Below are 25,176 nucleotides of genomic sequence, written 5' to 3'. Positions count from 1 at the left end.
ATTATTTATTATGAAAATTCTCCAGATTCGCTTTTGTAACCTCAACTCCCTTGCCGGCAACTGGTCTATTGACCTGACGGCCGGAGAATACTCTTCCAATGGCATCTTCGCCATAACCGGACCGACAGGCGCTGGGAAAACCACTATTTTAGACGCCATTTGCCTCGCGCTCTACGGCAAAACTCCTCGACTGGAAAGGGTAAACAAGACCAGTAACGAGATCATGACCAGGCAGACCGGTGAATGCTGGGCAGAAGTCGAGTTCTCCACAGCCAGGGGGAAATTCCGCTGTCACTGGGCTCAGCATCGATCCCGAAAATCGGCAGATGGGGAGCTTCAGCCTTCCCGTCATGAGATAGTGGATGGCAACACCAACCAGGTACTTGAATCACGTAAGAAACAAGTGGAGCAAAAGGTTATTGCCGTGACCGGTATGAGCTACGAACAATTCACCCGCTCTATTCTCCTGGCGCAAGGTGAGTTCAACACTTTTCTCAACGCTCGGCCTGATGAACGCGCTCCAATCCTGGAACAGATTACAGGTACAGAAGTTTACAGTCGGATATCAAGAAAAGTTCATGAGATCAAGACGCGCACCCAGACTACCTTCGATAAGTTGCAAAGTGAGTGTGATGGCTTCATACCTCTAATGCCTGAACAGGTTTCAGAAATTGAAAGTCGCCGCCAGGAACTTCTCATCAAAAGTCAGCTTTTAGAAAAGAAAATAAACGAGCTACGACACAAGCTTGACTGGCTGCAGGCTCAGGACCAGCTTGCAAAGGAAATCACTGAACAAAACCAGCAACTTTCGTCTGCCACGGATGAATGGCAAAAACTGGCCCCCCGGCGTAATCAGCTCATGCGGGCCGAAAAAGCCGAAAAGATCAGGCCAGGCTACGAGCATCTCAAGACAACCCGCGCATTACAGGAGAAAGAAAGGCAAGAACATGCGCTGACCGCCCGCGACCTTCAGAAGCTTGCTGAAACTATCAACACCACCCAGGCTGGCCGCACTACCTTGCAGCAGGAACTTGCCACACAGTCTGTAGAGGACAGAGAACTGGAGCTGATAATACGTCAGGTGCGCGAGCTCGATAAAGAGATCACCCTGACCTGTAAGCAATTGAGCGATTCCCAAAAAGAGCGTGAGGCAGCACTCAACCAGCAGACTTCTCTTCTCACTAAATCCCGCATTACTCTTGATGAACTCACCGGGATCGAAAAGGAAAAGGCATCCATTGTCAGCTATTTCTCCGACAACAGAGTTGATAAACAGCTTATATCAGAGTTGAGCGGAATAGAGCAGTACAGCAACAGGTATCTCCAACTTGACCAAAGAAATGCTTCTCTCAAACAGCAAATCGCAGCCGGAGTACAACAGCGCGAAAAAGGTGCACGGCAGGTCGAAGCCAAACAAAAGCAGGTAAAAGAACTCACCTGCCAATTCAATGAGCTGCAACAAGAGGCCCAGGGTATTCAGGACAATCTGGCCAATCTCCTGAAACAGCACACTCTTCACAGCATAGAAGAACTCTTTCAACAAGAGGGCACGCTTCAGGCAAATACACAACGTATCAACCAGCTGCTCGACCACCGCCGTGAGCTGGCAGAAGAAATTACAAAATTGGACAGATCGAACACGCTGCTGAAACAACAGGACGAAAAACGAATCCAGCTCAATGTACAGATTGAAGCGGCGCAAAAGGAATACCAACAGCAGGCCAAGGCTGTTCAGCAGCAGGAACGTGTTCTGCGTCTGGCAGCCAAGGTTGAAAGCCTTGAAGAAGAGCGAAACAAACTGCAGCCTGGCAGTCCCTGCCCGTTATGCGGGGCAACTGAACACCCATATCTGTCCTCCGGCAGTCTCCAGGTCGATGATGAGGAAAAACTGCTCAAGCAGGAACAGGCTCTTCTTGAAAAGAGCCTGCAGCAACTCTCAGGGTTGACCAATACGGCCGCGGTCACTTCTGCAACAATAGAGCAGTTGCAACAAACTCTGGCTGAATTGCAACAATCGATAGAGATGAGACGCACCAGATGTGATCAGCTCGCCAAAGAGCTTAACATATCTACAGGCCCTGACTTCGTCGGACATCTTCAGGATCAACAGCACCAGCTCAATGAGCATCTTCGAAAATTGCATGAAGTGCAACAGCACTGTCTTCAGCTGAAAAAAACTGGTGAAAATCTCAGCACCAAACTTGATGTAACCAACAAAAAAGTAACCGAGGCCGATCGCTCACTCCAAAAGCAGATGCACGAACAGGACCATCTTGTACGGCTCCATGATCAGCTTCTGCAAAATCAAAAAGAATACAGCACGGAGCTTAAAGAGCAATTCGAGAAATTGCAGACCTATCTCATACCATTCGTGCCGAAGTCTCTTCAGGGTTCTAATTTTTCTCTCATTCTCCCTGAGTTGTTAGTGGAACTGAATAATCGAAAAGAGAAATGGCTCCATGCAGAAGCCCGTGAACAGAAGCTGGCTCTGAATTTTCAAAAACATCATAACGAAAAAACCAGACTGGAAACTCAATCTGCAGCGCTCGAAGAACAACTGACTCTGGTCGGCAAACGCCTCAACTCGCACCAGGAACATCTGGACCAGCTGACTCAAAAGAGAAAGGATCTCTTCGGTGAGCGAGATCCTGATACGGTTCTGAAAGAACGACAGCAAAAGAAAACGCTCCTCGAGGAGCGATTTAACAACCTCTCTGTCAAAAATGAAGCGCTCTTGAAAGAGCAGGCTAAGCTCACTGAACGGCATACCAGCTTGAACGAGCGTATCAGGGTAAGAGAAGACGATCTGAGAAAACAATCACAGCAGCATGAAATTCACCTGCAGGCTGCCGGATTTGCCGATGAGGCTGATTATCTCGTTTCGCATATTGAGCCGGACAAACTTGCCGAGCAGGTTGATATCTTGAAAAAGAGAGAAAATGAAATCGAAAAGCTCCGGCATCTTCTCAACAATACTCAAGCAAAGCTTACCATCGAGCAGCAGAAAAAACTCACTGAACGCTCGACCTCTGAACTGCAGGAAGAGCAGAATCAGCTCACCAGTGAACTCAAGGAGCTGACACATGATTCCGGCGCGCTTAGCCAGCAGTTAAAGACCAACGAGCAGCAGCAGAGATTGCATCAGCAAAAACTTGGTCAACTGACCAGGCAAAGAGAGGTTCTGGAACACTGGTCTCAACTCCATGAACTGATCGGTTCAGCCGACGGTAAAAAATTCCGGAATTTCGCCCAGGGACTCACCTTTGAATTAATGATCCATCACGCCAATATCAGTCTCCAGCAGATGACCGATCGCTACCTGCTTGTGCACAATACCCAGCTGCCTCTGGAACTCCAGGTGATAGATAACTATCAGGCCGGGGAAATGAGATCGACCAAAAACCTTTCGGGTGGCGAGAGTTTTATTGTGAGTATGGCACTGGCCTTGGGCCTTTCCAACATGGCCAGCAATACAGTGCAAGTAGATTCCCTTTTTCTCGACGAAGGGTTCGGCACCCTGGACGATGAAGCGTTACAGACTGCGCTGGATACCCTGAGCGGCCTCCACCAAAATGGCAAGCTGATCGGGGTTATCTCTCATATCAGTGGCCTCCAGGAAAGAATCTCAACCCGTATCCAGGTAAAAAAGGGAGCAGGCGGCCTCAGTACCCTGAGCGGCCCGGGAGTGTTATGAATCATGGGTAAACTTCTGCCTCGGCCAGAGCCACCCCTTCAGCATCTTTGGCTGATAATTGCGGTTCGATGCCTGCCGGCCAGCTGATGTTCAGCTCTGAATCGTCCCAACGGATGCAACGTTCATGCTCCGGCGCGTAATAATCGGTTGCCTTGTACAAAAAATCGGCACTCCCGGAGAGCACGAGAAAACCATGGCCAAAACCTGGCGGCACCCAGAGTTGCCGTTTGTTCTCTTCGCTCAGAACCATACCAACCCAACGACCGAAATTTGGTGACGACCTGCGCAGATCGACCGCTACATCAAACACCTCTCCGGCCACAACACGGACCAGTTTCCCCTGGGGCTGCTTAATCTGGTAGTGGATGCCACGCAATACGCCCCGGGCTGATCGGGAATGATTGTCCTGTACGAAATTGGTCTCAAGACCTGTCTGCTGCTGCCACTGCTTTTGGTTGAAGCTCTCCAGGAAAAAACCGCGGTCATCACCAAAGACCTTCGGCTCGAGCAGCAAAACTTCCGGCAATTCTGTGGGAATTATATTCATTTCAGTTACAAACTCGTAAAAAATTCGCCTTATTCGGCCTCATACATCTCTTGGTAATACTTCTGATAACTGCCATCCACAATATTGGCCACCCACTCCTGATTTGCCAGATACCAGTCGATGGTCTTTTCGATTCCCCGCTCAAAGGTCATTTTGGGCTCCCAGCCAAGCTCTTCCCGGATGCGGGATGCATCTATGGCATAACGCCGGTCGTGACCTAACCGGTCAGCAACATAGGTTATCAGCGAACGTCGCGGTTTTCCACTTTCCGGCAGCCCGATCTTTCTGTCAAGAATATCGCAGATGAGCGTTACAACTTCGATATTCTGCTTCTCGTTATTGCCGCCGATATTGTAACTTTTACCATTCTCACCGTTCTTCAACACCTCGACAATCGCTTCACAATGATCTTCCACATAAAGCCAATCACGTATATTCTTGCCATCACCATATACCGGTAATGACTTTCCGTGCATACTGTTGTTAAATATGAGAGGTATGAGTTTTTCCGGGAACTGGTATGGTCCATAATTGTTCGAACAGTTGGTTATTCGAACCGGCAGGCCATAGGTGTGAAAGTAGGCACTTACCAGATGATCTGAAGAGGCTTTTGAAGCAGAGTACGGTGAGCGCGGGTCAAACGGAGTTGCCTCAGTAAAATACCCGGTATCACCGAGAGAACCGTACACCTCGTCGGTACTGACATGCAGAAAACATGGTTCAGTCCCTTGCCATGAATCACTCTGCCAACTCTTTCGGGCAGCTTCAAGCAAGGTAAAGGTGCCTATTATATTGGTCTGAATAAACTCGGCAGGTCCCAGGATAGAGCGGTCAACATGCGACTCTGCGGCAAAATGGACAACTGTGTCGATCCGCTCTTCTTTGAAAAGCTCTTCAACCCTGGCCGAATCACAAATATCCGCCTTGACGAATCTATATCGTTCGTCCTCCTCTATACCCTGTAAATTCTGCAAATTACCGGCATAGGTGAGCTTATCGAGGTTGATTACCCGCCACTCCGGGCAAGCCTGTAAAATAAGGCGAACAAAATTTGCACCGATAAATCCACAGCCACCTGTTACCAATGCTGAGCGTCTATTTTTCATAAAGTATCTATTTTCTGGTTGCAATATGGGAAAAAGCGCCTATCCTTCAGCTGATTTTCAGCTTGTCCTTATAATATCACAGAGACGTAAAAGAAAGTACTATCTGTATCAAATAACAGTTAATTATGAGCAAACAACTCCTATCCGAAATAAAGAAGCGTAAGACTTTTGGTATCATTAGTCACCCCGATGCCGGTAAAACTACCCTGACAGAGAAGCTGCTGCTTTTTGGTGGCGCCATCAATATGGCCGGTGCCGTCAAGTCGCGAAAGGCAGAGCGTCACGCCACCAGTGACTGGATGGCCATCGAGCAGGAGCGTGGTATTTCTGTTACCACCTCTGTGATGAAGTTTACCTACCGCGATTACGAGGTGAACCTCCTCGATACTCCTGGCCATCAGGACTTTTCGGAGGATACCTACCGAGTTCTGACAGCGGTCGATTCGGCTATCATGGTGATCGACAGCGCCAAAGGCGTAGAGGCCCAGACCGAGAAACTCATGGAAGTTTGCCGGATGCGGAATACACCGATTATTACCTTCATCAACAAGCTTGACCGTGAGGGTATGAATCCGCTCGATGTAATGGCAGAGATTGAGGAAAAACTCCAGGTTGAGTGCACCCCGCTCTCCTGGCCGATCGGTATGGGTAAAAATTTCAAGGGAGTATACAATCTTTACCAGAAAAAACTCCATCTCTTCACCCCAGGTCAGGAGACCCGGGATATCAAGACGGTCACCATAGAAAATCTTGACGATCCAAAGCTTGACGAACTGCTCGGTATCCAGGCCCAGGAACTCCGTGAAGATATTGAACTGCTGGAAGGAGCGGCTAACCCGTTTGAATATGATCATTATATGAAAGCGAGTCAGACACCGGTATTCTTCGGCAGCGCGATTAACAATTTCGGTGTACAGGAAATGCTGGATGCCTTTGTTGAAATGGCTCCCACACCTGGTCCGCGCGAGGCTCAAACCAGGGTTGTATCGCCGGAAGAAGAAACTTTCTCCGGGTTTGTTTTTAAAATCCAGGCGAACATGAATCCGGCCCACCGTGACCGCATCGCTTTTTTCAGGATCTGCTCCGGAAAATTTACCCGCGGTATGAAGGTTAAGCATCATCGACTCGGGAAAGACATTACCCTCGCCAACGCCACCATCTTTATGGCCCAGGAACGTGCCAACGTCGAAGAGGCCTGGCCCGGAGACATCATTGGCTTGCATAACCACGGCACAATCAAGATCGGTGACACCTTCACCCCGAAGGAAGAACTGAAATTCACCGGCATTCCCAACTTTGCCCCGGAACATTTTCGCAGGGTGCTGCTGAAAAATCCGCTCAAGATGAAGCAACTACAAAAAGGTCTGGTGCAGTTGGCCGAGGAAGGAGCAATTCAGGTATTCCGCCCCATGATTGGTTCTGACTACGTAATGGGTGCGGTTGGTGTGTTGCAGTTTGAAGTCACGATGGCCCGGCTGAAAAACGAATATGGCGTTGATGCCATATACGAACCGGTCGACTACCAGGCCGCCCGCTGGGTACGATGTGATGACAAGAAAAAGTTGCAGGAGTTCGAGAGAAAAAACCAGGATGCACTGGCCCATGACTCGGAAGGATTTCTCACTTTTCTTGCTCAAAGCGGCTGGATGCTCAATTTCCACATGGAAAAATGGCCTGAGATAGAATTTATGAAGACACGTGAAAACGTATAAGGTTTGTCTCAACAGGTACCGCCGATTACTTCAGGCCCTAATATGAAAAAGCCGGCAACTACACTGATATTTCAGTTGTAGTTGCCGGCTTTTTCACATGCCGTCTTCCTGATCGCTTTACGATAAGAAGCACGGCCAGGTGTCTACCACCTTTTGCTCACGACAGGTACGTGACAGGAGGGTCATTCCTCGTCATCAACGAAAATAATAGCATAGCCCTGCGAGAGCGAGGTTGATGTTTTCTTTCGAGCCACAGTGAGAATACGCTGGATAGTCCCTCGTGAAACTCCCATCTTCTGACCCGCCTCTTCCTGGGTCAGGCCGACGGAATCACAAAGTCGGAGGGCTTCCAACTCATCTCTGTGAAGCTCAATTTGAGTAAGTTCTACAAGCGGAATACCGGTAGGTTTATAGGCATCCCCACAGAAGTTCCCTTCACAATTACGTGTTTTTTTTGGTCTCGGCGACATAATAAATTACAAACCTGATGTGTAGGTTTTGCTCAGTCAAAAGCAAAACCGGTCATTTGTAGTAATGCACCTTTATACAGCCGATGGCCTTAAATTGCAAATTCTCAGTGCTGACAGTTTCCTGAGCCTTTGCAGACCTGGGTCGCATGCATCTTCGGGAGCTTGTCTTCAACAAAAAGCTCCACGATACTCTTTACTGTAACCGCCACCGTGCGATCTGCAAAATAAACGTCGATGCCCGCCTGGGAAAACCCCTGCATAGGCCTGGCTCCCATACCACCGACCACAATTGCCTGTACGCCGGCATCAGACAATAACTTCACAGGCGTCATGCAGCCACCGGCTTCATGGCCTCCGTTTTCGATAGTTGCCACTTCAGCTACAGTACTGCCTGGTTCCAGGCTGATAACAGTGAACAGGTCACAATGACCGAAATGGTCTGATCTTTCAGCATCAAGCCCGCCTGGATTATTTGTAGGGACAGCAATTTTCATATTTCTCTTCCTTTCCTTGTTAACCAGAATTAATTTACCTTCTTTCTCTCAACTCACTTTTTCAATCAGATACACCACATCTACTTGAGTGTTGTTCTATTCTTTATATAGTATATGATCTATACTACGTCGCAGATAACACCGATCGACTGTGGCGAACTGCCACTGAGTGGGCATATGCACACAATACCTCCGTTCAGATGTCAGGTCAAGGGATTTCATTGTATTCTGCTATCAGGTCATTATTCAGTTCAAGACCTGAGCAGGCGATGGACATGCCACCCCGTTTCGAGTAAATTAATCTAACATTATCTACGGTTAGGCCTTTTTTTGACAAAACAGGCACGCGTGCGGGACACCGGGGCATGAAAAAAGATAATCGAGGTGGCCCATATACGTAATATTTAGAACATTCCTTTTCTCCCGATAACACCGGGCTGGGGAAAAAGAGCTGACTCCAGCTGACTCTTAGCTGCTAGATTATAGATATCAAAGAATATACTTTGAAACTTCGTCAGATCTAGACTGCTTAGCAATCATAAAATATACCCTGGCTGCAATCGTATCTGATATCTGCCAGTATACAGGTTCCCGCTTCACACTATGCGCAAAAAGTTTTTATCTCTCATCTTTCTATTATTTTTTTTAGGTGCTCTCAGCCCATTATGCTTTTCCGGTGAAGAGAATAGTGACAGCGTCACCTTTTCAGACCTCATCGCGACCTCATCCCAGACCCACCTTATTCTTTTCGGTGTTTTAAATAATACCCTTACTGACGAGATGATTTCCGGGCTGAGAAGCGGTATTCCTGTAGAATTTTCATTCTTCGTCGATCTCTACCGGAAAGAAAACCAGGGCAAGAATCTGCTCTTGACCAACATGGAGTTTCAGCACACCATGACCTATGACATTCTCAAGGACAGCTACCGCGTGGAGTTAGGAGAAATACATAATAAATCATCGTTCCATAGCTCTCTGAGTGCGGCGGAGCGAACCATGAACGAGATCAACGGAGTACAGGTCATGTCATTGGAAAAACTTACCCCGAACCAAACATACCAGCTCAGGATACGGGCAGACCTGTTCAAGAAGACCTTGCCGCTCAGCCTGCATCGTATTATGCCGTTCTTTTCCTGGTGGGATAAGACCACCGACTGGCACAGCATAGAATTCACATATTAATGGCATCTGGTCTGAAAAATGGATAGCTACAGAAAACCGCTTAAATACAGACAACACAGTCCCACATCAACGTACCCGAACTGGTGACACGCAAACGCACTCATAAAGAGCAGCCGGAAAACACTCCTGCCACGGAGACAACTTTCTCAGATAAGTATTCGCCTGAACAGCGACAGCAAAAGAGAAAACTTGTCCGCTGGGTCATAGGAATATGTCTGGCTCTTATCCCAATATTCATTTTTCTGCAGGGCGTACTGTATCGAAACGAGGAGACACTGCCCTTCAGCAGTAACATTCTGATTTTCGGTCTGATCAACCTCAACGTCCTGTTGGTTCTTTTTGTACTTTTCCTGGTACTTCGCAGCCTGGCCGAACTCCTCTTTGAGCGCAGGATCAACAGGCCCGGTAGCAAACTCAAGACCAAACTTATTGCCTCTTTCCTCTCGCTGACCCTGATCCCGACTATCCTGCTGTTTTTCGTTTCACTTCAATTTGTCTCCACCAGTATGGACTACTGGTTCAACTCCAATGTTGATGACTCTTTACAGGAATCACTCGAGTTGGCTCAATCCATACTCCACCACACCTCAGACCAGGCTAGTCTGATGAACAACGGTGTAGCCAGAAAGCTGGCCGCAGCGCCAGGGAAACAGCAGACAACTGAGGGCATAGCTACAATCATTAAAGAACTGGTTGCCGATACCTCGACTTACGGACCTGATATTATACGTATCGTGGCCGACAACCCCAGGCTTCGTATTTCCCAGACCAGCCCCAATATCAACAACATAGTCCTTCCCAATATCCCAGTTACTGTCCGCCAGAAAGCCCAGCACAGCGGTGAACATGAGGTGATCATTCAGGAAACCAACCTCGGCGATCTGGTCAGCAGTGTCCGCACAATCGCCCTCACCCCGGAGACCACTGCCCTCCTTACCACCTCCATCCTGGTGAGAAGCGACAGACTGGAAAAGATGCGCATCATTTCCGAAGGAATCGAGGGATACAGGCAGCTCAAACATTTCAAGGACCCGTTCAAGTTCTGGATCTTTATTATCCTGCTGATCGTCACCCTGCTGATAATCTTTGCCTCAATCTGGTTTGGTCTCTATATTTCCAAAGGAATCACCGAACCACTTGGAAAACTGGTTATCGCCACCAGACGTGTGGCAGAAGGTGACCTGGAGTTCGAGATGGAGAGCGACAGCAATGATGAAATCGGCCATCTGGTCAACTCCTTCAACCAGATGACCACCAACCTGAACAGCAGCACCAAGCAGCTTGCTGAAACCCATACGGCACTGCAACATAGCTCCCAGGAATCTGAGCAACGTCGCCGCTACACGGAAATCATTCTGCAAAACGTCAGTGCCGGGGTCATATCACTCAATATCAAAAACCGGATAACAACCATCAACCGCTTTGCCGAAGAACTTCTCAGTATCGATAAAAACATGTTTATCGGCAGAACGTTCCGTCAGGTACTTTCCAGAGAACAGGCAGAGATTATCCAGGGGTTTATCGATGAACTCTCACAATCCGGAAAGATCTCAATAGAAAAACATCTCCGACTCAATGTGATCGGCAAAAACTTCTCTCTCCTGATCCACTTTACCCGGCTTGAGGATGAGAATAAAACACCTCTTGGCTATGTTCTGGTCTTTGACGACCTCACCAAGATCGAGAAAATACAAAGGGTCGCTGCCTGGCGCGAAGTTGCACGACGAATAGCCCACGAAATAAAAAATCCGCTTACACCAATTCAGCTCTCTGCCCAACGGCTCCGCAGAAGGTATCCGGAGATACTCAAAGAAGATGACTCGGTCTTTGACCAATGCACCAATACCATTATTGGCCAGGTAGATGAACTGAAGCGGCTGGTAAGTGAGTTCAGCCAGTTCGCACGAATGCCGAAAGTGCAGAAAGGACCTGCAGACCTGGATAGCCTTGCCCAGGATACTCTTGTCCTCTACCGCCAGGCACACAAACATATCGAATTCGAGCTCACCAAGACTGGACCGATCCCTATTTTCAACTTTGATGCGGAACAGATCAAACGCTGTATCATTAACCTGCTCGATAACGCGGTTGCAGTTTTACCTGCCGGCGGTAAAATTAGACTGGAACTTGATCCGGACTTTTCTACTGATTCCATCTATATTCGAGTAAGCGATACCGGCCCGGGGATCAGCAAGGAAAACAAGCTCAAACTTTTTGAGCCCTACTTCTCCACCAAAAAAAGTGGCACAGGCCTGGGGCTTGCCATCGTCTCTACTATAGTTTCTGACCACGGTGGCTACATTCGAGTGCGAAACAACCAGCCAAAAGGTTCAGTATTCTCTATAGAACTGCCAATGGTTGACCAGAAAGAGCCCATTGGCTAGCAGGTCAATCCTCGCAGCCAGTTACCGTCAGCCTATGCATATCATATCAGCCAGGTAATATTTCATGAGCAAAACCATTCTCATAATTGACGATGAACTCAGCATTCAGCAGACTCTTTCAGGAATTTTAGAGGATGAAGGATTCTCTGCCCGTGCTGTTTCTTCAGCGGAAGAAGGATTGGCCCTGCTTGATGAGGAACGAATAGACCTGATCCTTCTCGACATCTGGCTCGGGGACAGTATGGATGGCATGACCGCCCTGCCCATTATCAAAGAGCGTTTCAACCTGCCGGTTATAATGATATCCGGCCACGGCACTATTGAAACTGCTGTACAGGCAACCAGGAGTGGTGCCTTTGATTTCATAGAAAAGCCGCTCTCCTACGACAAGATAATCCTGGCAATTCGAAACGGACTTCGCTTTGCCCAGCTTGAGCAGGAAAACCTGTTACTCAGGGAAACCACTGCCCGGCCCAGCCAGATTACCGGCAAGTCGCAGGCCATAAGCGCCATCCGCAGCCAGATCGAGATGGTAGCGCCAACCGATGCCTGGGTATTGATTCGTGGAGATCACGGTACCGGCAAGGAATTAGTCGCCCAGTCCATTCACCAGCTCTCCAGCTCGCGCAACAGGCCGATGATAGAGGTCAACTGCGCCGCCATCCCTGAAGAGCTGATCGAATCCGAGCTGTTTGGACATGAAAAAGGTTCATTCACCGGCGCACACACCAGTAAACAGGGCAAATTTGACCAGGCCGACGGGGGCATTCTGTTCCTTGACGAGATCGGCGATATGAGTATGAAAACCCAGGCTAAGATTCTGCGCATCCTCCAGGAACAGAAGTTTGAGCGGGTTGGCGGCAATAAAACCATCCAGGTCCATGTCCGGGTGCTCGCTGCAACCAACAAAAATCTTGAAGAAGAAATTGAGAACGGCAATTTCCGTGCAGACCTCTTTTGGCGCCTTAACGTTGTTCCGATCAATATGCCCAAATTACGCGACCGGCTTGAAGACATCCCTGAGCTGGTCCAGACGCTCATGGATGGTATCGTCGGCAAAGGGCTCAATCGAAAGATATTTACCGAAGATGCCTACCAGGCAATGATGGAACACAGCTGGCCCGGAAATGTCCGGGAACTGCGAAATTTTGTGGAAAGACTCGCCATTATGTGCCCGGACGAGACCATTGATGGCGAAATGATCCGCCTTTTCCTCAACCCGGCAGGTAGCGGTGTAATGGCCAGCTCCGGTTCCTCCATTGCCCACCTGCTTGCACCGGATTTTAAAGAGGCGAAGCGACTGTTTGAACAGGAATATCTGAAATTTAAACTGGAACAAAACAACAACAATATTTCGAAAACGGCGGAACAGGTCGGCCTTGAACGCAGTCATCTGCATAAAAAACTGAAAAGTCTCGACATCATCAATTAGCGGGACTATCTTTTCACGCGAAAAAACGTGTTGTTCTTCAATCACTCTATCTGAGTGTTGAACGGACAGCGTCATATACATATTTTCTAACACTCCCTGGGCAATCTGGAGTTGCAGGTCACTACGCCGCGGCTCCAGAAACCAGGGAAAACCTACAGGAGCCGACATGGTTTTTCCAGAATATAGACCACGCAGAATGCGCAGAAACGATTCACTACGCTCAATGGTGCGGGAAACTCACCTGCATGCCGCCCAGCTTGTCCACCCGCTCTTCGTCATTCCGGGAAAAAATAAAAAAGAAGATGTCGCATCAATGCCTGGTGTCTCCCGGCTTACCGTTGACCTGCTTGCAGCCGAGGCCAGAGAATGTCTTTCGCTCGGCATTAAGTCCGTCATGCTTTTCGGCCTGCCTGAGAAAAAAGATCCCGTGGGAACCGGCGCTCATATCAAGGATGGAATTATCCAGCGGGCGATCAAGGAACTGAAAAAGAAAGTACCTGAGATTATGGTCATCACCGATGTCTGCCTTTGCGAATACACTGATCATGGCCACTGTGGTTGCCTGATCAATAAAGAGGTGGATAACGATGCAACGCTCGAAATTTTATGCAAGGTCGCTCTCTCCCACGCCCAGGCAGGCGCTGACATGCTCGCACCATCAGACATGATGGACGGGCGTGTAGCCGAAATTCGCGCCAGCCTCGATGAAAACAATTTCGAGAACGTATCGATCATGTGCCACACGGTGAAGTATGCTTCTGCATTTTACGGTCCGTTTCGTGAAGCCGCTGACTGTGCCCCGTCTTTTGGCGATCGGCGCAGCTACCAGATGGACCCGGCAAACGTACGTGAAGCCATGCGTGAGGCAACCCTTGACGTGGATGAAGGGGCAGATATCCTGATGGTGAAGCCCGCAGTCGCCTACCTTGATGTCATCTCTAAACTGCGTGATGAATTTGATCTGCCCATTGCCGCCTACCACGTTAGCGGCGAATATGCCATGGTCAAAGCTGCCGCTGCAAACGGCTGGATTGACGGAGAAAAAGTAATGGCAGAGACCCTGCTTTCTATCCGACGTGCGGGAGCGGATATCATTGTCACCTATTTCGCCAAAGAAATGGCAAAACTGCTCAAAAGCTGATTAGTATTTCAGGCAACAAAAAAGGGAACCTGCTTCAGGTTCCCTTTTCTTTACGGCACTGCGCCGTGACATCTGCTCTTCAAATTACCTCTGCCGTCCTTCAGGCACCCTTAATCTACGCGGAATCCGCTGATTGCCCTCTGGCTTTGAGTTTCTGCCCGCGACTGCGCCACCAGATCCATCCCACACAAACTACCGTTGCCCCGCAGACATCTGCCACAATATCAAGGCCGCTGGGGAATCTGCCCGGCACCATTGATTGGTGAAATTCATCGGAAATACCGTAGAGAAGGCAGGCAATGACTGTGATCAGTATCACCAGAAGCGGTTTTCGCTCGCGGCTCTTTTTACTCTGGGCAAAAATCACAGTAGCAGCCAAAACACCATAAATGGACGCGTGGGCTATTTTATCAATACCGGGGAAGGAAGGAACCTGAAAGGAATCTCCGGTTTTACTGGAGAGGAAAAAGATGATCCCCATCATCAAAACCATGGGGATCACGCGAAATGCAGATAACATCTTCAACGAAACACTCTAGGCAGCACTTGTATCGGCAGTATCGGCAGCATGCTCTGACGGATCAGCATGAACCTGGCGAAGCTGCTCAGGGCTGAACTTCTTTCTGATCCTGCGCAGCATCGCATTCGCCTGTTGTGCTGGAGCATCTTCAAGAACCATGACACTGCGGTCTGCATAGGCTGTAAGTTGCAACTTCTTGTCCACAAACTTAAAGGTGTGGCTCCAGTTGACTTCAATTGTTTCAGGGTTCTCATCAATTGGTGCTGCGAGTCGCTCACCGTCTTTTGCCAGCTGCACGCAATCGCAATCGGTCATCTCCAGCAACCAGGCGTCACCTTTTTCCGTTGAGTAAAAGAAAAAGACGCCAATCTCCTTCACCGCCGCCTCACGCGTGACAGCTAATTCCTGAATCGCCTCAACACCACCCATCAGGGTTATCTTGATCTGTTCCGCGGGGGTCAGTTGTCTCGGACGCGCTGCCTCATCCTTTCGTGCACAACAATGCTTATACTTTTTACCGCTCTGACACGGACATTTCTCATTCCTGCCAATTTTCGTCATGGTTCACCTTACATAAAACTTTATGGCTCCGGACTCAGTCAGATACTCACCTTATCCCTGCAAATAGCAACTGTAATACAGTCCCGCCTATTATACAGGGCTTAATGTCAGGTGGAGCACAACCATTCCCGGAGCAAACTCACAACCGCAACCTATTACGCACACTTACTGTATCCGCAATCGTGGCATGTTTCACAACCTTCCTCAAAAACCAGCGTTCCTGAGCACTCGGGACAGGTACTGGAAAAACCGCGCTGGGTACCTGCGAGGAAAGATTTCAGCAGCTTACCCAATTGAGCGGGAAGGTCAAGCATATGTCCACTTGAGCGGTCCAGTTGCTTGATAATCTCGTCCATCGGTACATTGAAGCGAAGGGCGAGCGAAACCAGGCGGCACGTGGTGGTCCACATTGTCGATTTGTCCTTGAGATCAACCCGGTTGTCAAATGGGAATTTGGCGAAAACCTCCATCGGCTTTTCATTCTCATCAAAACAGACAATTATATAGACCGATTTCTGATCCTGATCTTTCACACGGTAGCGCTTGGCATCAAGGGTATCCGGGAGGTTATTTTTCACCAGACCGCTCTCGCCCACTATAACGCTATCATCCCGCTGAGACGCTTCCTTGGTGTTCAGTACCTGGGAATCACGGGAACCGTCACGATAAACGGTCAATCCTTTGCATCCCAGCTGATAGCCGGTGATATACGAGAGCTTTACCTCATCGCGACTCGCGCTGTTTGGCAGGTTGATTGTCTTGGAGATTGAACTGTCCACTCCGTTTTGCTGGAGAACACCCTGCATGCCGATATGATCCTCCGGACCAATATCCTGGGCAGTGCGAAAAATTTCCTGCCACCTTGCAGGAATCTCCTCATGGCCAATAACAGTCCCGGAATCAGCGACTTTGCTCATCAACTCTTCAGAATAAAAGCCCTCCTCCCTGGCTATTTTCTCAAAGAGTTTGTTGACCATCATTAAACGATCACCGTCCATGACATGCTTGATCATGACGATGGAGAAATACGGCTCACAGCCGGAAGCGCAATCTGCGATCATTGAGACTGTGCCTGTGGGCTGAATAGAAGTCAGTGCAGCATTCCTTCTTGGCGCATAGTCATTAAATTTAGAGTCATAAGCAGGAAATGCTCCCTTGGTTTCGGCAAGTTTCTCGGATTGAACTGCTGCAGCCTCACGAATGAAGCTCATCACCTCACCTGAAACCTTGCGGCCTTCTTCGCTCGCATAGGGAATCTGCAACTGAATCAGCATGTCGTGGAGTCCCATAATTCCCATGCCGATTTTGCGCGTCTTCAGGGTCATTTCTTCGATTTCGGGAATCGGAAAACGGTTACAGTCGATCACGTTATCCAAAAATACCGTCGCGCTCTCCACAATGGTTCTCAGGCGGTCATAATCAATAGCGCCGTTGACCACAAAGTTCGCCAGATTAATCGAACCGAGATTACAACTCTCATATGGTAACAGCCATTGCTCCCCACACGGGTTTGTTGCTTCGAACTCGCCCAGTTGCGGAGTCATGTTGGCCTTATTCGCGGTATCAATAAAGAGAACGCCGGGTTCACCATTATGCCAGGCAAGATCAATTATCTTTTCAAAGACTCCCCGGGCATCCAGGCTGCGAACAACCTGCTTGGTTGAAGGCTCGATCAACTCATAATCCGTACCCTCTTCCACCGCCTTCATGAAGACATCGGTAATGGCGACACTGAAGTTGAAGTTGTTGAAACGATTCTGATCCTCTTTAGCAGAGATAAAATCCATAATATCAGGATGATCGACCCGGAGCACACCCATGTTCGCTCCGCGGCGCTTACCACCCTGCTTAATGGTTTCGGTGGCAGCATCAAAAACCGCCGCAAACGAGAGAGGACCGGAAGCCACCCCCTGGGTTGATCGTACAGAAGCATTCTTCGAGCGCAACCTCGAAAAGGAGTAACCGGTTCCACCACCGGTTTTATGGACCAGAGCACCATTGCGGATAGCTGTGAAAATACCATCCATGGAATCTTCCACGGGGAGAACGAAACAGGCGGAAAGCTGCCCGATATCAGTTCCGGCATTCATCAGACAAGGAGAATTAGGAAGAAAATCCATGTGATATATCATATGGAAGAAGCCTTCTTTCATCTCTTCGTAAGCAGGATTCTCCTTGTCCACCTCCGCGACAGCCTGTGCAACCCTACGGCATAAAGATTCCCAGGTTTCAACAGGCTTCCCCTCGCCATCTTTAAGATAATACCGCCGGGCCAGGACAGTTTCTGCGGTACTCGTCAATTCCTGCTTGGTCAAATCAGGTGCCATACACTCCTCTCTTCTCTTACTCATAATGGTTATGAAAGTTCAACTGAATCACGCCCTTGCTTTTTGCACAGAACTGTCTCTTTTCCCCGAAGTAAACATGCGAAATTCAGAACAAAATCGTGTGACGGCAAAACCGACACACACCAGCTTATACCCTACATTTATGGTATGCTCAACAAGAAACTACAATATGTTGTGGGAATCAATATTGTTACAGCACCTAGCAAATCTCTTGAGTCCGGCAAACAACTGTGACATTGGGCGCTCCGTGCCAGGAGGTCTGTGAGTGCGCTAGACAACCAGCCTGATATTTTTTTTTCAAGGTAAAAATTGAACTCAATCCCGTTGCAATCAGAGGTGCTTCACGCACAGTCTTAAAAAATGACTTACATCCGCCAACAACTGCCTTCTCCAGACCCCAAAAACAGTTTTGCAGCGCATTGGATGTCGGCAGTTCCTGTCGATGTGCCCCACTCTATGCATAACTGGCACTTGGCTTGGGCACCATCAAACTATCACTGCCGACTTACAAAATTATTATATTCTTCTTTCTTGTCGAACCTTTATGTGACATACTTTCCGTTGCTGTTTATGGAGAGCTCCATGGGCTTTCCTCATAATTGCTTGAAACGAGTCCCAATCACGGGTTCCCAGCAGTCCTTGTTTCATATTGGCAATCACATTCTTTTCCATCCTCATCCTCCAGGTTTTGGGTGTGTGGGACAAAACCAACGCGATTCGGCCGGCAATTACCTGTATTCGTTGTCCCTGATAGACTGAGGTACGTGGAACCGTACGCTTCAGACAGTGTAATTTTCGATCCACGACCCAACACCTATCTCCCCTGCCTCCAGGACACCAGAGACAACACAGCATTACCGCACTGATACCGGAGAAAACACACTCGGTTGCGTCAAGAAACCGAAAACTGTGTGTTTTGCTACAGATTGGCAGTCATAGCTATGGCATAGTAAAGCACCTGTTCTTTGGGAACCGGTCGAATATACAGCGGAGACAAACAGGAAAATGCTCGTTCTAATTCACAAAAATACTGAATGGACTGGGACACGGTTACTCTCCCTTATCGCGAGGTGATGAGTTACACAAATACACAAGGCCAAATGCCAGTTCGTTTGCATGGCAGGTCTTCGGACTCACGGGCATTAAAAGCACCTACTCGTCACCGCTTCCCGGGCAAACCCAGTGCTCTCTGGTGACTTTCGTTCCCGCTTACCGCTGCGCGACAGTTCCGGACTCTCACCGGATTCCCTTTTCACGTTTTCAGCACAGCTGAATCAGAACCACACAAACTCCAACACTTCGATAAACACACCATATAATGTGTTATCAAAAAAGAATATACCTCTATATCGTGGACTCGTCCAATATATTCTCTCTTAGAGTACAATTTTTTCAACTTCCCTGCAGCATCAGCCTGTTGGCGTGATATCATGTATTTAGTAAACTGATAATTTGCCCGAACCTCCCCTCTTCTTCGCCTTACCCTGAAGAGCCCAATATAAAAATTAATATGAGGTTACCTGCTAAACAGACTGGTATATTTCCATTGATACAGCTGGTTACGGTTAAAATATTATATAATTACCACTAAAAGCTTAGCTTACGATTTGTGAGGGGTTATTCACTCATCTGTCATGCCTCACACTTTATGCCTGTCTCCTCACCGTTTCAGGCTTGGCTCCATTGGCAACCAGAAAAGATTGTATGATTATTCTATTGTGAAGCATATACACGCAGAACTATTCCTCGTTATCTCCCGATGAAACTTTACTCCCGTATAATTGGTCAAGGTGAACCCGTCATTATTTTGCACGGACTTTTCGGCATGTCTGACAACTGGCTGAGCATCGCCAAAGGCCTTGCCAACTCAGGATATTGTGTCCATGTTCCTGATCTTAGAAATCACGGTCGTTCACCACACAAGGCCAGCCATCGATATACCGACATGTGTGAGGATATTCTCGAATACATAGCCCAACATAACCTGGAAAGATTCTCCCTTATCGGGCACTCCATGGGTGGTAAACTCGCGATGATTTTCGGCCTGCTCAACCCGGAACTTCTCGAAAAACTCATCATTGTAGATATCGCCCCATCGCGTTACGATCTCAATACCAGCGGATTCCACGACAATCTTATTTCAACCTTGCTGGGGATAGATCTTCATCTCCATACAAGCCGGGCAACAGTCAGGCAACAACTGTGTGAAACTTTGGGCGACGAATTCCTGGCACAATTCCTGGTCAAAAACCTCACCCGACAAGGTAACTCTGATAAAAGACTTGCCTGGAAACCCAACCTGCCCGTGCTGCAATCCGCACTTAATCACCTGATGACCGGCCTCGAAGACCTGGAACTTTACGCACCCTGCACTGTGCCCACCCTGTTTGTCAAAGGTGGCGAATCAAACTATTATCTGCCTGAGCATGAACAGGACCGCATTCACTTTTTCCCAAACTCTTCACTGGTCGAAGTGGAAAAAGCCGGCCACTGGCTACACAGTGAACAACCCGACATTTTCATGAAATACGTCACCTCTTTCTTAGCAAGCTCAACTCTTTTACCCAATACAAACGCATCCCCCTGACTCCTGACACCTTACCTCTACCTCCTGACTTCTCACGGTCTTTTTCCCCGTCCTACCCGCAGTTTCAGTTGCCTTTGCAGCAGCAGTTACATCCCACGTCCAACTTGCAGTTTCTCTGGCTGTAGCAGTTACATCCAACCTGCGGTTCCATTTGCAGTAGCAGTTCCGTCCAACGTCCTACTTCCCACGTCCAACCTACAGTTACAGTTTCTTTTTAAGAAAAAAATATCAAATTTGACCCAGGTCAAAGAGAGATTCCGCCGTTCTGCTATAACTAGCACCATAAATGATTCACAACGCACCGGTAACAACCGGTCTGCTACCAGTTTTCGCCAGCGACCATTGCAGCTGTTCAACTACAACACACAACTGGTCAATGTTCGACGACTCTCATCACAACGAAAAAGGAGCCATCATGGCAATGTTCTGTTTTCAATGTCAGGAAGCCGCTAAGGGTACAGGTTGCACAGTTAAAGGAGTATGCGGTAAGCAGGAGTCCACGGCAAACCTGCAGGATCTTCTTATTTTTGACCTCAAGGGAATTGCTGTTCTAGCGAAAAACCTGAAAGAAGCCGGGGTTGTAATCGATTCAAATGTTGGTCTTTTCCTTGCCCAGGGACTTTTCACTACCATTACCAACGCTAACTTCGATGACACAAGCCTTGAAAACTGGATTGGCCGCTCCCAGACCATTAAAAGGCAACTGAAGCGTCAACTGGACGGCCTGCAATCAACCAGCGCTCAACAGTCAATCTGGTCCAGACTTCTCAATTTTCTGAACCCATCAGAGGAAGCTTCCAAAAGTGACAAGCTCGCTGCAGCTGCCCTCTGGTTTGCCCAGGATAAAACCATTTATCAGGAAAAGGCAGCAACTGTCGGAGTCCTCGCCACCACTGACGAAGATGTGCGTTCTCTTAGAGAACTGCTGATCCTTGGTCTGAAAGGTATCGGCGCCTATGCAGATCACGCTGCTGTTCTCGGAGTTGAAAAGGATGAGGTGTATGACTTCATGATCGAAGCGCTGGCCTCCACAACCGAGGATCTGTCGGTCGATGAGATGGTTGCACTGGTTCTGAAAGCCGGTGAATGCGCTGTTACCACCATGGCAGCCCTTGATGCTGCCAACACGTCTGCCTATGGCAACCCTGAAATTACAGAAGTAAGCCTTGAAGTAGGAGATAAGCCGGGAATTCTTATCAGTGGTCACGACCTCAAGGACCTTGAGGAACTCCTTATCCAGACCGAGGGCCAGGGGCTCGACATTTACACCCATGGTGAAATGCTGCCGGCCAACTACTATCCGACCTTCAAGAAATATACACACCTCAAGGGAAATTACGGGGATTCCTGGTGGCATCAGAACAAGGATTTTGAGACCTTCAACGGCCCGATCCTTATGACCACCAACTGCATTGTACCGGTGAAGGATTCGTACAGGAATCGTATCTACACGACAGGTATGACCGGTTACCCGGGCGTTCAGCACATTGACGACAGGATAGACAGCAGGGCCAAGGATTTCTCTGCCATTATCGAGCAGGCTAAGAAGTGCGCTTCGCCAAAGGCCATAGAGACCGGCAGTCTGATAGGCGGATTCGCCCACAATCAGGTACTCGCCTTAGCGGATAAAGTAGTTGATGCTGTAAAATCAGGCGCAATCAAGCGCTTTGTGGTTATGGCCGGTTGCGATGGCCGGCAAAAAGGGCGTGGCTATTTCACAGAGCTAGCCGAAAATCTTCCTGAGGATACTGTAATCCTGACCGCAGGGTGCGCGAAATACCGATACAACAAGCTGAACCTCGGAGACATCGGCGGTATCCCCCGAGTTCTTGATGCAGGTCAATGTAATGACAGCTATTCTCTCGCTGTAATTGCCCTGAAACTGAAAGAAGTATTTGAGCTGGAAGATATTAATGAGCTGCCAATCTCATTTGATCTCGGCTGGTATGAGCAGAAAGCGGTCGCGGTACTACTTGCCCTGCTCCACCTGGGGGTGAAGGGAATCCGTCTTGGACCGACTCTGCCGGCGTTTGTTTCGCCAAATGTTCTCAATGTTCTGGTGGACAACTTTGACATAAAACCGATCTCGACAGTGCAGGAAGATATTACAGCTATGATGCAAGGTAACTAACCATTGTAACTACTCCTTGTAATACCTTTCTGTCGGCCTGCCCTCTCCTCCTTCCTGGAGTCGGGCAGGCCTCTTTTATCTGAATAGATCGCTACCCCCTGTGTCTTTGATAGTTCGGTAAAGAAATCAGCAAACCTGTAAATCATTGGAACTGACTTTTCAGTTTTTCAGCGACCCAAGCGCCACCACCCCCTCATTCTCTTCACCTGATTCGCCAATGTTTCCATCAGGGGAAGGGGTCTTCCTTTGGTTAAAAACCACCTTGACCTGATCTGAACGCAACAGGTAGGCACCGCTTACCAGCACAGCAAGAGTAACCCCAAGGAACTGCTGAACTCCTGCCCGGACAGTCTCTGGATCTGCGACATCAAACAACCAGATAGCCGCACCATCACTGATAACGAACAGCTGCCATACCAGCAGGTAAAGCAGGAAAAGCTTCGGGAAGGTAGAGCGTCGGCTCAAATAGAGTACCAGCAGCCCCAGGGGAAAAAGGAGCAAAAAAACCACACCAATCATTTGCAATGCTACCACCAGCTGCATTGAACTGCCAAACTGCTGACCAAGCTGTGCCCATTGAGAAGCTGAAAACAGAAAGCCTGCCTCCCAATTCAGCCAGATCACCAGCACCGGGCACATTGCCAGGGCAACTCCCGGCATGACCAGCCAGCCTCTGATACCCTCCGTTTTGCTCTCGCCAGACTGCCGCCTGGCAAACCCTGGATCGTAAAAAAAGATCAGCCACCACATAATCCCGCACACCAATACCGCGGTACTGTAAATAGTCACCAGCATACCGGTGTTCAGGTCGCTGGTATCAATCCCGAAGTGGCCCTGAAAAGGATTCGGGCTGGGCTGCTGTATCCAGAAACCGAGCAGATCATACGCCTGATCCATATGACCGGCATAGTCGACGAGATCTGCAGGCAAAACATGATCACTGAGCGACTGATAACTATACTCCAGCACCAGGGTAGCATCCTCAAAGTGAACATCATAGCTGAAGCGAAATGCCTTGTCGATTATCTGCTGGTGCTGCTCTTCAAACACAAAGCCTTCCGGCAGCTTGATTATGGTAGTCTGTCTGATCTGTATTGGATGCGACAGCTCCAGCGGTACCGACCGCCTCACAGAAATACCCTTATTTATATAATTGTATAACAGACCGGGTTCAAAACCAGCATACTCATAGCTATCGCCCTGTTGCTGCTCCCATATCTTCGAGATGCTGTACTGCTCAATTTCTGTAATTGTATTATTTTTTTCATCATCAATAATCTGCAACCCATCTATCCGCTCGACGTCAGGATAATACCGGGCTGTATAATCCAGATACGACTGTTCGATCTCCTTACGGCTGGATTCCGACAGATTTCTGCGGATGTGATCTGCAAAACGACGTTCATGTCGTGTGTTGATGGTATATTTGACTTTATCATCCGTTTTACCTGATAGATCAAATACCTCTGTCACCTCTTTTTTGTGGAGAGACGGCCGGTTTTCAAACATCTTCTCCAACTCATAGCCGTTTTCAGATATTCGAACTGCATACCCGTAATCCGGCTGGTACAACCCATCCAGTTCACCTCGCTGATAGCTTAGAGTCGGATCGAGCCAATATCGCTCCCCCTCACTCTCAACAAAGACAATCACGTGGTTAAACGCTTTGGGCGTCGGCAATAACTGTACTCTATTCAGCCCTTTCGAATTGTGCACCAGAGCCGGTTGTGCTTTAATTCCAAGTTCTCTCAGCAACTCTACCATCAAAGCCGCCTTGCCTTTGCAATCTCCGTAACGTTGAACAATAACCTGCCCGGAAGATGTGGGTTTAAATGAATGCAGGCCCATCTCCATGCCAAGATAACGGATCTCATCCTGCACAAACCTGAGCACCGCCAAAATCCGCTCTTCCTCTGAACGCGTACCCTTGCTGAGAGCGGTTGCGGTTTCCTTGACCAAACCATCCCCCTGGTCCTGCCTGTAAAGCTGCCACCCCCACCTGCTCACCTCCGACCAGCTTACATAGTCGCTGAGGTAGAGTCTTCCATAGGGCTGATGCCATGCCGGGGCATTCGAAGTGTCACCGAGCAACAACCCTTCCACATAGTCATATCGCCAGGTATAACGGGTAACATCCCCATCAAATTCGATCTGCGGCTTGATATTTGAGTTTGCCGTCGTGAAGTAGAGTGTTGTATCACGTGACCAGAGAATGGAATAATGAACCCGCCCCACCGGCACGGCCCACTGTGTTGCCAGCGCTTCTGCGAAGTGACCGTTAAAGGCAGGATTTGCGCCGGCCAAAGTATAACTGTGCTCAACAATATCACCGACGCGGACATCCTCGATAAAGATGTTCAGTGTTTTCTCACCATCATAAATCTGACGGTCCAGACCGGTCTCTCTCTGGATAAGGTTGATTTTGGCACGACTGAGATAGTCAATGACCTCGCCATTACGGTGAATAACCAGCTTATGCAGGCTCAGCTTTTCATATAAGGGATCAAATTCAATGGAAATGTGGGATATCTCCCCGACACCCGATGGGTTCACAGCCTGTTCGGCAAAATGGACGAATAATTTTTGTCCCTCCGAATCGACAAGATACTGCCTGTCCAGCAGCAGGTACGCCACTCCTTCGGTATGATCCGCCCTTTGCGCCCACCCCTTTTCCGGCAATTGTGCAGGAGCCGCCCATGCCGGTTCAGAGGCCATCGTATATTCAGCGGCCTCTGCAGAATATATTGGACTAACACACCCAACAATTGCAGCCAGGAACAGCACAAGACGAAATTTCATGGGAACCATCAAGGTAGAGTTGAGCGGAGCTGTGACCACATCTATCTGTTTTTACAGGACATAATCCT

General features: G+C 48.7%; 16 protein-coding genes and 1 riboswitch. Of the genes, 8 read left to right on the top strand and 8 right to left on the bottom strand.

Annotation, left to right across the window (positions count from 1 at the left end; genetic code table 11):
* Nucleotides 1–10: 10 nt before the first annotated feature.
* Nucleotides 11–3,694: an SbcC/MukB-like Walker B domain-containing protein gene (locus ACN5NT_RS20560; RefSeq protein ID WP_419176725.1), complete on the top strand. Its 3,684-nt coding sequence runs from the start codon at nt 11–13 to the stop codon at nt 3,692–3,694.
* 1 nt (nt 3,695) lies between these two features.
* On the opposite strand, the gene rfbC is transcribed toward ACN5NT_RS20560, so the two are convergent.
* Nucleotides 3,696–4,241: a dTDP-4-dehydrorhamnose 3,5-epimerase gene (gene rfbC / locus ACN5NT_RS20555; protein WP_136797958.1), complete on the bottom strand. Its 546-nt coding sequence runs from the start codon at nt 4,239–4,241 to the stop codon at nt 3,696–3,698.
* 29 nt (nt 4,242–4,270) lie between these two features.
* The gene (rfbB, locus tag ACN5NT_RS20550; protein ID WP_419176724.1) at nt 4,271–5,347 is read right to left on the bottom strand and encodes a dTDP-glucose 4,6-dehydratase; all 1,077 of its coding nucleotides are present in this window, start codon (nt 5,345–5,347) and stop codon (nt 4,271–4,273) included.
* Nucleotides 5,348–5,472: 125 nt separating this feature from the next.
* Between rfbB and ACN5NT_RS20545 the strand changes: the two genes are divergently transcribed.
* The gene (locus tag ACN5NT_RS20545; protein ID WP_136797956.1) at nt 5,473–7,059 is read left to right on the top strand and encodes a peptide chain release factor 3; all 1,587 of its coding nucleotides are present in this window, start codon (nt 5,473–5,475) and stop codon (nt 7,057–7,059) included.
* 182 nt (nt 7,060–7,241) lie between these two features.
* Here the strand turns inward: ACN5NT_RS20545 and ACN5NT_RS20540 are convergent, their stop codons facing one another.
* Both ACN5NT_RS20540 and ACN5NT_RS20535 read right to left on the bottom strand, forming a co-directional pair.
* Nucleotides 7,242–7,529, bottom strand: coding sequence for a DUF134 domain-containing protein (locus ACN5NT_RS20540; RefSeq protein ID WP_136797955.1), 288 nt, complete (start codon nt 7,527–7,529; stop codon nt 7,242–7,244).
* 104 nt (nt 7,530–7,633) lie between these two features.
* A complete protein-coding gene (locus ACN5NT_RS20535; protein ID WP_419176723.1) occupies nt 7,634–8,023 on the bottom strand; it encodes a NifB/NifX family molybdenum-iron cluster-binding protein in 390 nt (129 codons plus the stop codon).
* A 603-nt stretch (nt 8,024–8,626) separates the two neighbouring features.
* On the opposite strand from ACN5NT_RS20535, the gene ACN5NT_RS20530 reads away from it, so the two are divergent.
* From ACN5NT_RS20530 to hemB, 4 genes are all read left to right on the top strand, one after another.
* Complete coding sequence (locus ACN5NT_RS20530) at nt 8,627–9,205, top strand: DUF4390 domain-containing protein (RefSeq protein ID WP_136797953.1); 579 nt, start codon at nt 8,627–8,629, stop codon at nt 9,203–9,205.
* Nucleotides 9,206–9,288: 83 nt separating this feature from the next.
* The gene (locus ACN5NT_RS20525; protein WP_136797952.1) at nt 9,289–11,589 is read left to right on the top strand and encodes a sensor histidine kinase; all 2,301 of its coding nucleotides are present in this window, start codon (nt 9,289–9,291) and stop codon (nt 11,587–11,589) included.
* Between the two features lie 64 nt (nt 11,590–11,653).
* Nucleotides 11,654–13,021, top strand: a complete 1,368-nt coding sequence (locus tag ACN5NT_RS20520) for a sigma-54-dependent transcriptional regulator (RefSeq protein ID WP_136797951.1) — start codon at nt 11,654–11,656, stop codon at nt 13,019–13,021.
* 166 nt (nt 13,022–13,187) lie between these two features.
* Complete coding sequence (hemB, locus tag ACN5NT_RS20515; RefSeq protein WP_136797950.1) at nt 13,188–14,162, top strand: porphobilinogen synthase; 975 nt, start codon at nt 13,188–13,190, stop codon at nt 14,160–14,162.
* A gap of 115 nt (nt 14,163–14,277) precedes the next feature.
* On the opposite strand, the gene ACN5NT_RS20510 is transcribed toward hemB, so the two are convergent.
* The 3 genes from ACN5NT_RS20510 to ACN5NT_RS20500 all read right to left on the bottom strand — a co-directional run bounded on the left by ACN5NT_RS20510 (nt 14,278) and on the right by ACN5NT_RS20500 (nt 17,570).
* Nucleotides 14,278–14,682, bottom strand: a complete 405-nt coding sequence (locus tag ACN5NT_RS20510; RefSeq protein ID WP_419176722.1) for a VanZ family protein — start codon at nt 14,680–14,682, stop codon at nt 14,278–14,280.
* 15 nt (nt 14,683–14,697) lie between these two features.
* On the bottom strand, nt 14,698–15,243 hold the full coding sequence (locus ACN5NT_RS20505) for an SEC-C metal-binding domain-containing protein (RefSeq protein ID WP_136797948.1): 546 nt from the start codon (nt 15,241–15,243) through the stop codon (nt 14,698–14,700).
* A 155-nt stretch (nt 15,244–15,398) separates the two neighbouring features.
* Nucleotides 15,399–17,570 carry an adenosylcobalamin-dependent ribonucleoside-diphosphate reductase gene (locus ACN5NT_RS20500; protein WP_419176721.1) on the bottom strand — a complete coding sequence of 724 codons (2,172 nt, stop codon included), beginning with the start codon at nt 17,568–17,570 and terminating at the stop codon, nt 15,399–15,401.
* 1,121 nt (nt 17,571–18,691) lie between these two features.
* Nucleotides 18,692–18,891, bottom strand: a riboswitch (cobalamin riboswitch).
* A gap of 459 nt (nt 18,892–19,350) precedes the next feature.
* On the opposite strand from ACN5NT_RS20500, the gene ACN5NT_RS20495 reads away from it, so the two are divergent.
* Both ACN5NT_RS20495 and hcp read left to right on the top strand, forming a co-directional pair.
* Complete coding sequence (locus ACN5NT_RS20495) at nt 19,351–20,178, top strand: alpha/beta fold hydrolase (RefSeq protein WP_419176720.1); 828 nt, start codon at nt 19,351–19,353, stop codon at nt 20,176–20,178.
* 286 nt (nt 20,179–20,464) lie between these two features.
* Nucleotides 20,465–22,309: a hydroxylamine reductase gene (gene hcp / locus ACN5NT_RS20490; RefSeq protein ID WP_419176719.1), complete on the top strand. Its 1,845-nt coding sequence runs from the start codon at nt 20,465–20,467 to the stop codon at nt 22,307–22,309.
* Nucleotides 22,310–22,468: 159 nt separating this feature from the next.
* Here the strand turns inward: hcp and ACN5NT_RS20485 are convergent, their stop codons facing one another.
* A complete protein-coding gene (locus ACN5NT_RS20485) occupies nt 22,469–25,108 on the bottom strand; it encodes a DUF3857 domain-containing transglutaminase family protein (RefSeq protein WP_167495796.1) in 2,640 nt (879 codons plus the stop codon).
* Nucleotides 25,109–25,176: the final 68 nt, after the last annotated feature.

It is taken from the genome of Desulfosediminicola sp., from assembly GCF_048381775.1.
Classification (GTDB): Bacteria; Desulfobacterota; Desulfobulbia; order Desulfobulbales; family Desulfocapsaceae; genus Desulfopila; species Desulfopila ganghwensis.
Note: the sequence above shows the minus strand (reverse complement) of the source record. Positions and strands in the feature narration are given on the sequence as shown.

Excerpts from the sequence above, each read along its gene's own strand:
- ACN5NT_RS20520 (WP_136797951.1), top strand. The coding sequence starts at position 11,654 with ATGAGCAAAACCATTCTCATAATTGACGATGAACTCAGCATTCAGCAG.
- rfbB (WP_419176724.1), bottom strand. The coding sequence starts at position 5,347 with ATGAAAAATAGACGCTCAGCATTGGTAACAGGTGGCTGTGGATTTATC.
- ACN5NT_RS20495 (WP_419176720.1), top strand. The coding sequence starts at position 19,351 with ATGAAACTTTACTCCCGTATAATTGGTCAAGGTGAACCCGTCATTATT.
- ACN5NT_RS20560 (WP_419176725.1), top strand. The coding sequence starts at position 11 with ATGAAAATTCTCCAGATTCGCTTTTGTAACCTCAACTCCCTTGCCGGC.
- ACN5NT_RS20535 (WP_419176723.1), bottom strand. The coding sequence starts at position 8,023 with ATGAAAATTGCTGTCCCTACAAATAATCCAGGCGGGCTTGATGCTGAA.
- ACN5NT_RS20545 (WP_136797956.1), top strand. The coding sequence starts at position 5,473 with ATGAGCAAACAACTCCTATCCGAAATAAAGAAGCGTAAGACTTTTGGT.
- ACN5NT_RS20485 (WP_167495796.1), bottom strand. The coding sequence starts at position 25,108 with ATGAAATTTCGTCTTGTGCTGTTCCTGGCTGCAATTGTTGGGTGTGTT.
- ACN5NT_RS20505 (WP_136797948.1), bottom strand. The coding sequence starts at position 15,243 with ATGACGAAAATTGGCAGGAATGAGAAATGTCCGTGTCAGAGCGGTAAA.
- hemB (WP_136797950.1), top strand. The coding sequence starts at position 13,188 with ATGGTTTTTCCAGAATATAGACCACGCAGAATGCGCAGAAACGATTCA.
- ACN5NT_RS20500 (WP_419176721.1), bottom strand. The coding sequence starts at position 17,570 with ATGGCACCTGATTTGACCAAGCAGGAATTGACGAGTACCGCAGAAACT.
- ACN5NT_RS20540 (WP_136797955.1), bottom strand. The coding sequence starts at position 7,529 with ATGTCGCCGAGACCAAAAAAAACACGTAATTGTGAAGGGAACTTCTGT.
- rfbC (WP_136797958.1), bottom strand. The coding sequence starts at position 4,241 with ATGAATATAATTCCCACAGAATTGCCGGAAGTTTTGCTGCTCGAGCCG.
- ACN5NT_RS20530 (WP_136797953.1), top strand. The coding sequence starts at position 8,627 with ATGCGCAAAAAGTTTTTATCTCTCATCTTTCTATTATTTTTTTTAGGT.
- hcp (WP_419176719.1), top strand. The coding sequence starts at position 20,465 with ATGATTCACAACGCACCGGTAACAACCGGTCTGCTACCAGTTTTCGCC.
- ACN5NT_RS20510 (WP_419176722.1), bottom strand. The coding sequence starts at position 14,682 with ATGTTATCTGCATTTCGCGTGATCCCCATGGTTTTGATGATGGGGATC.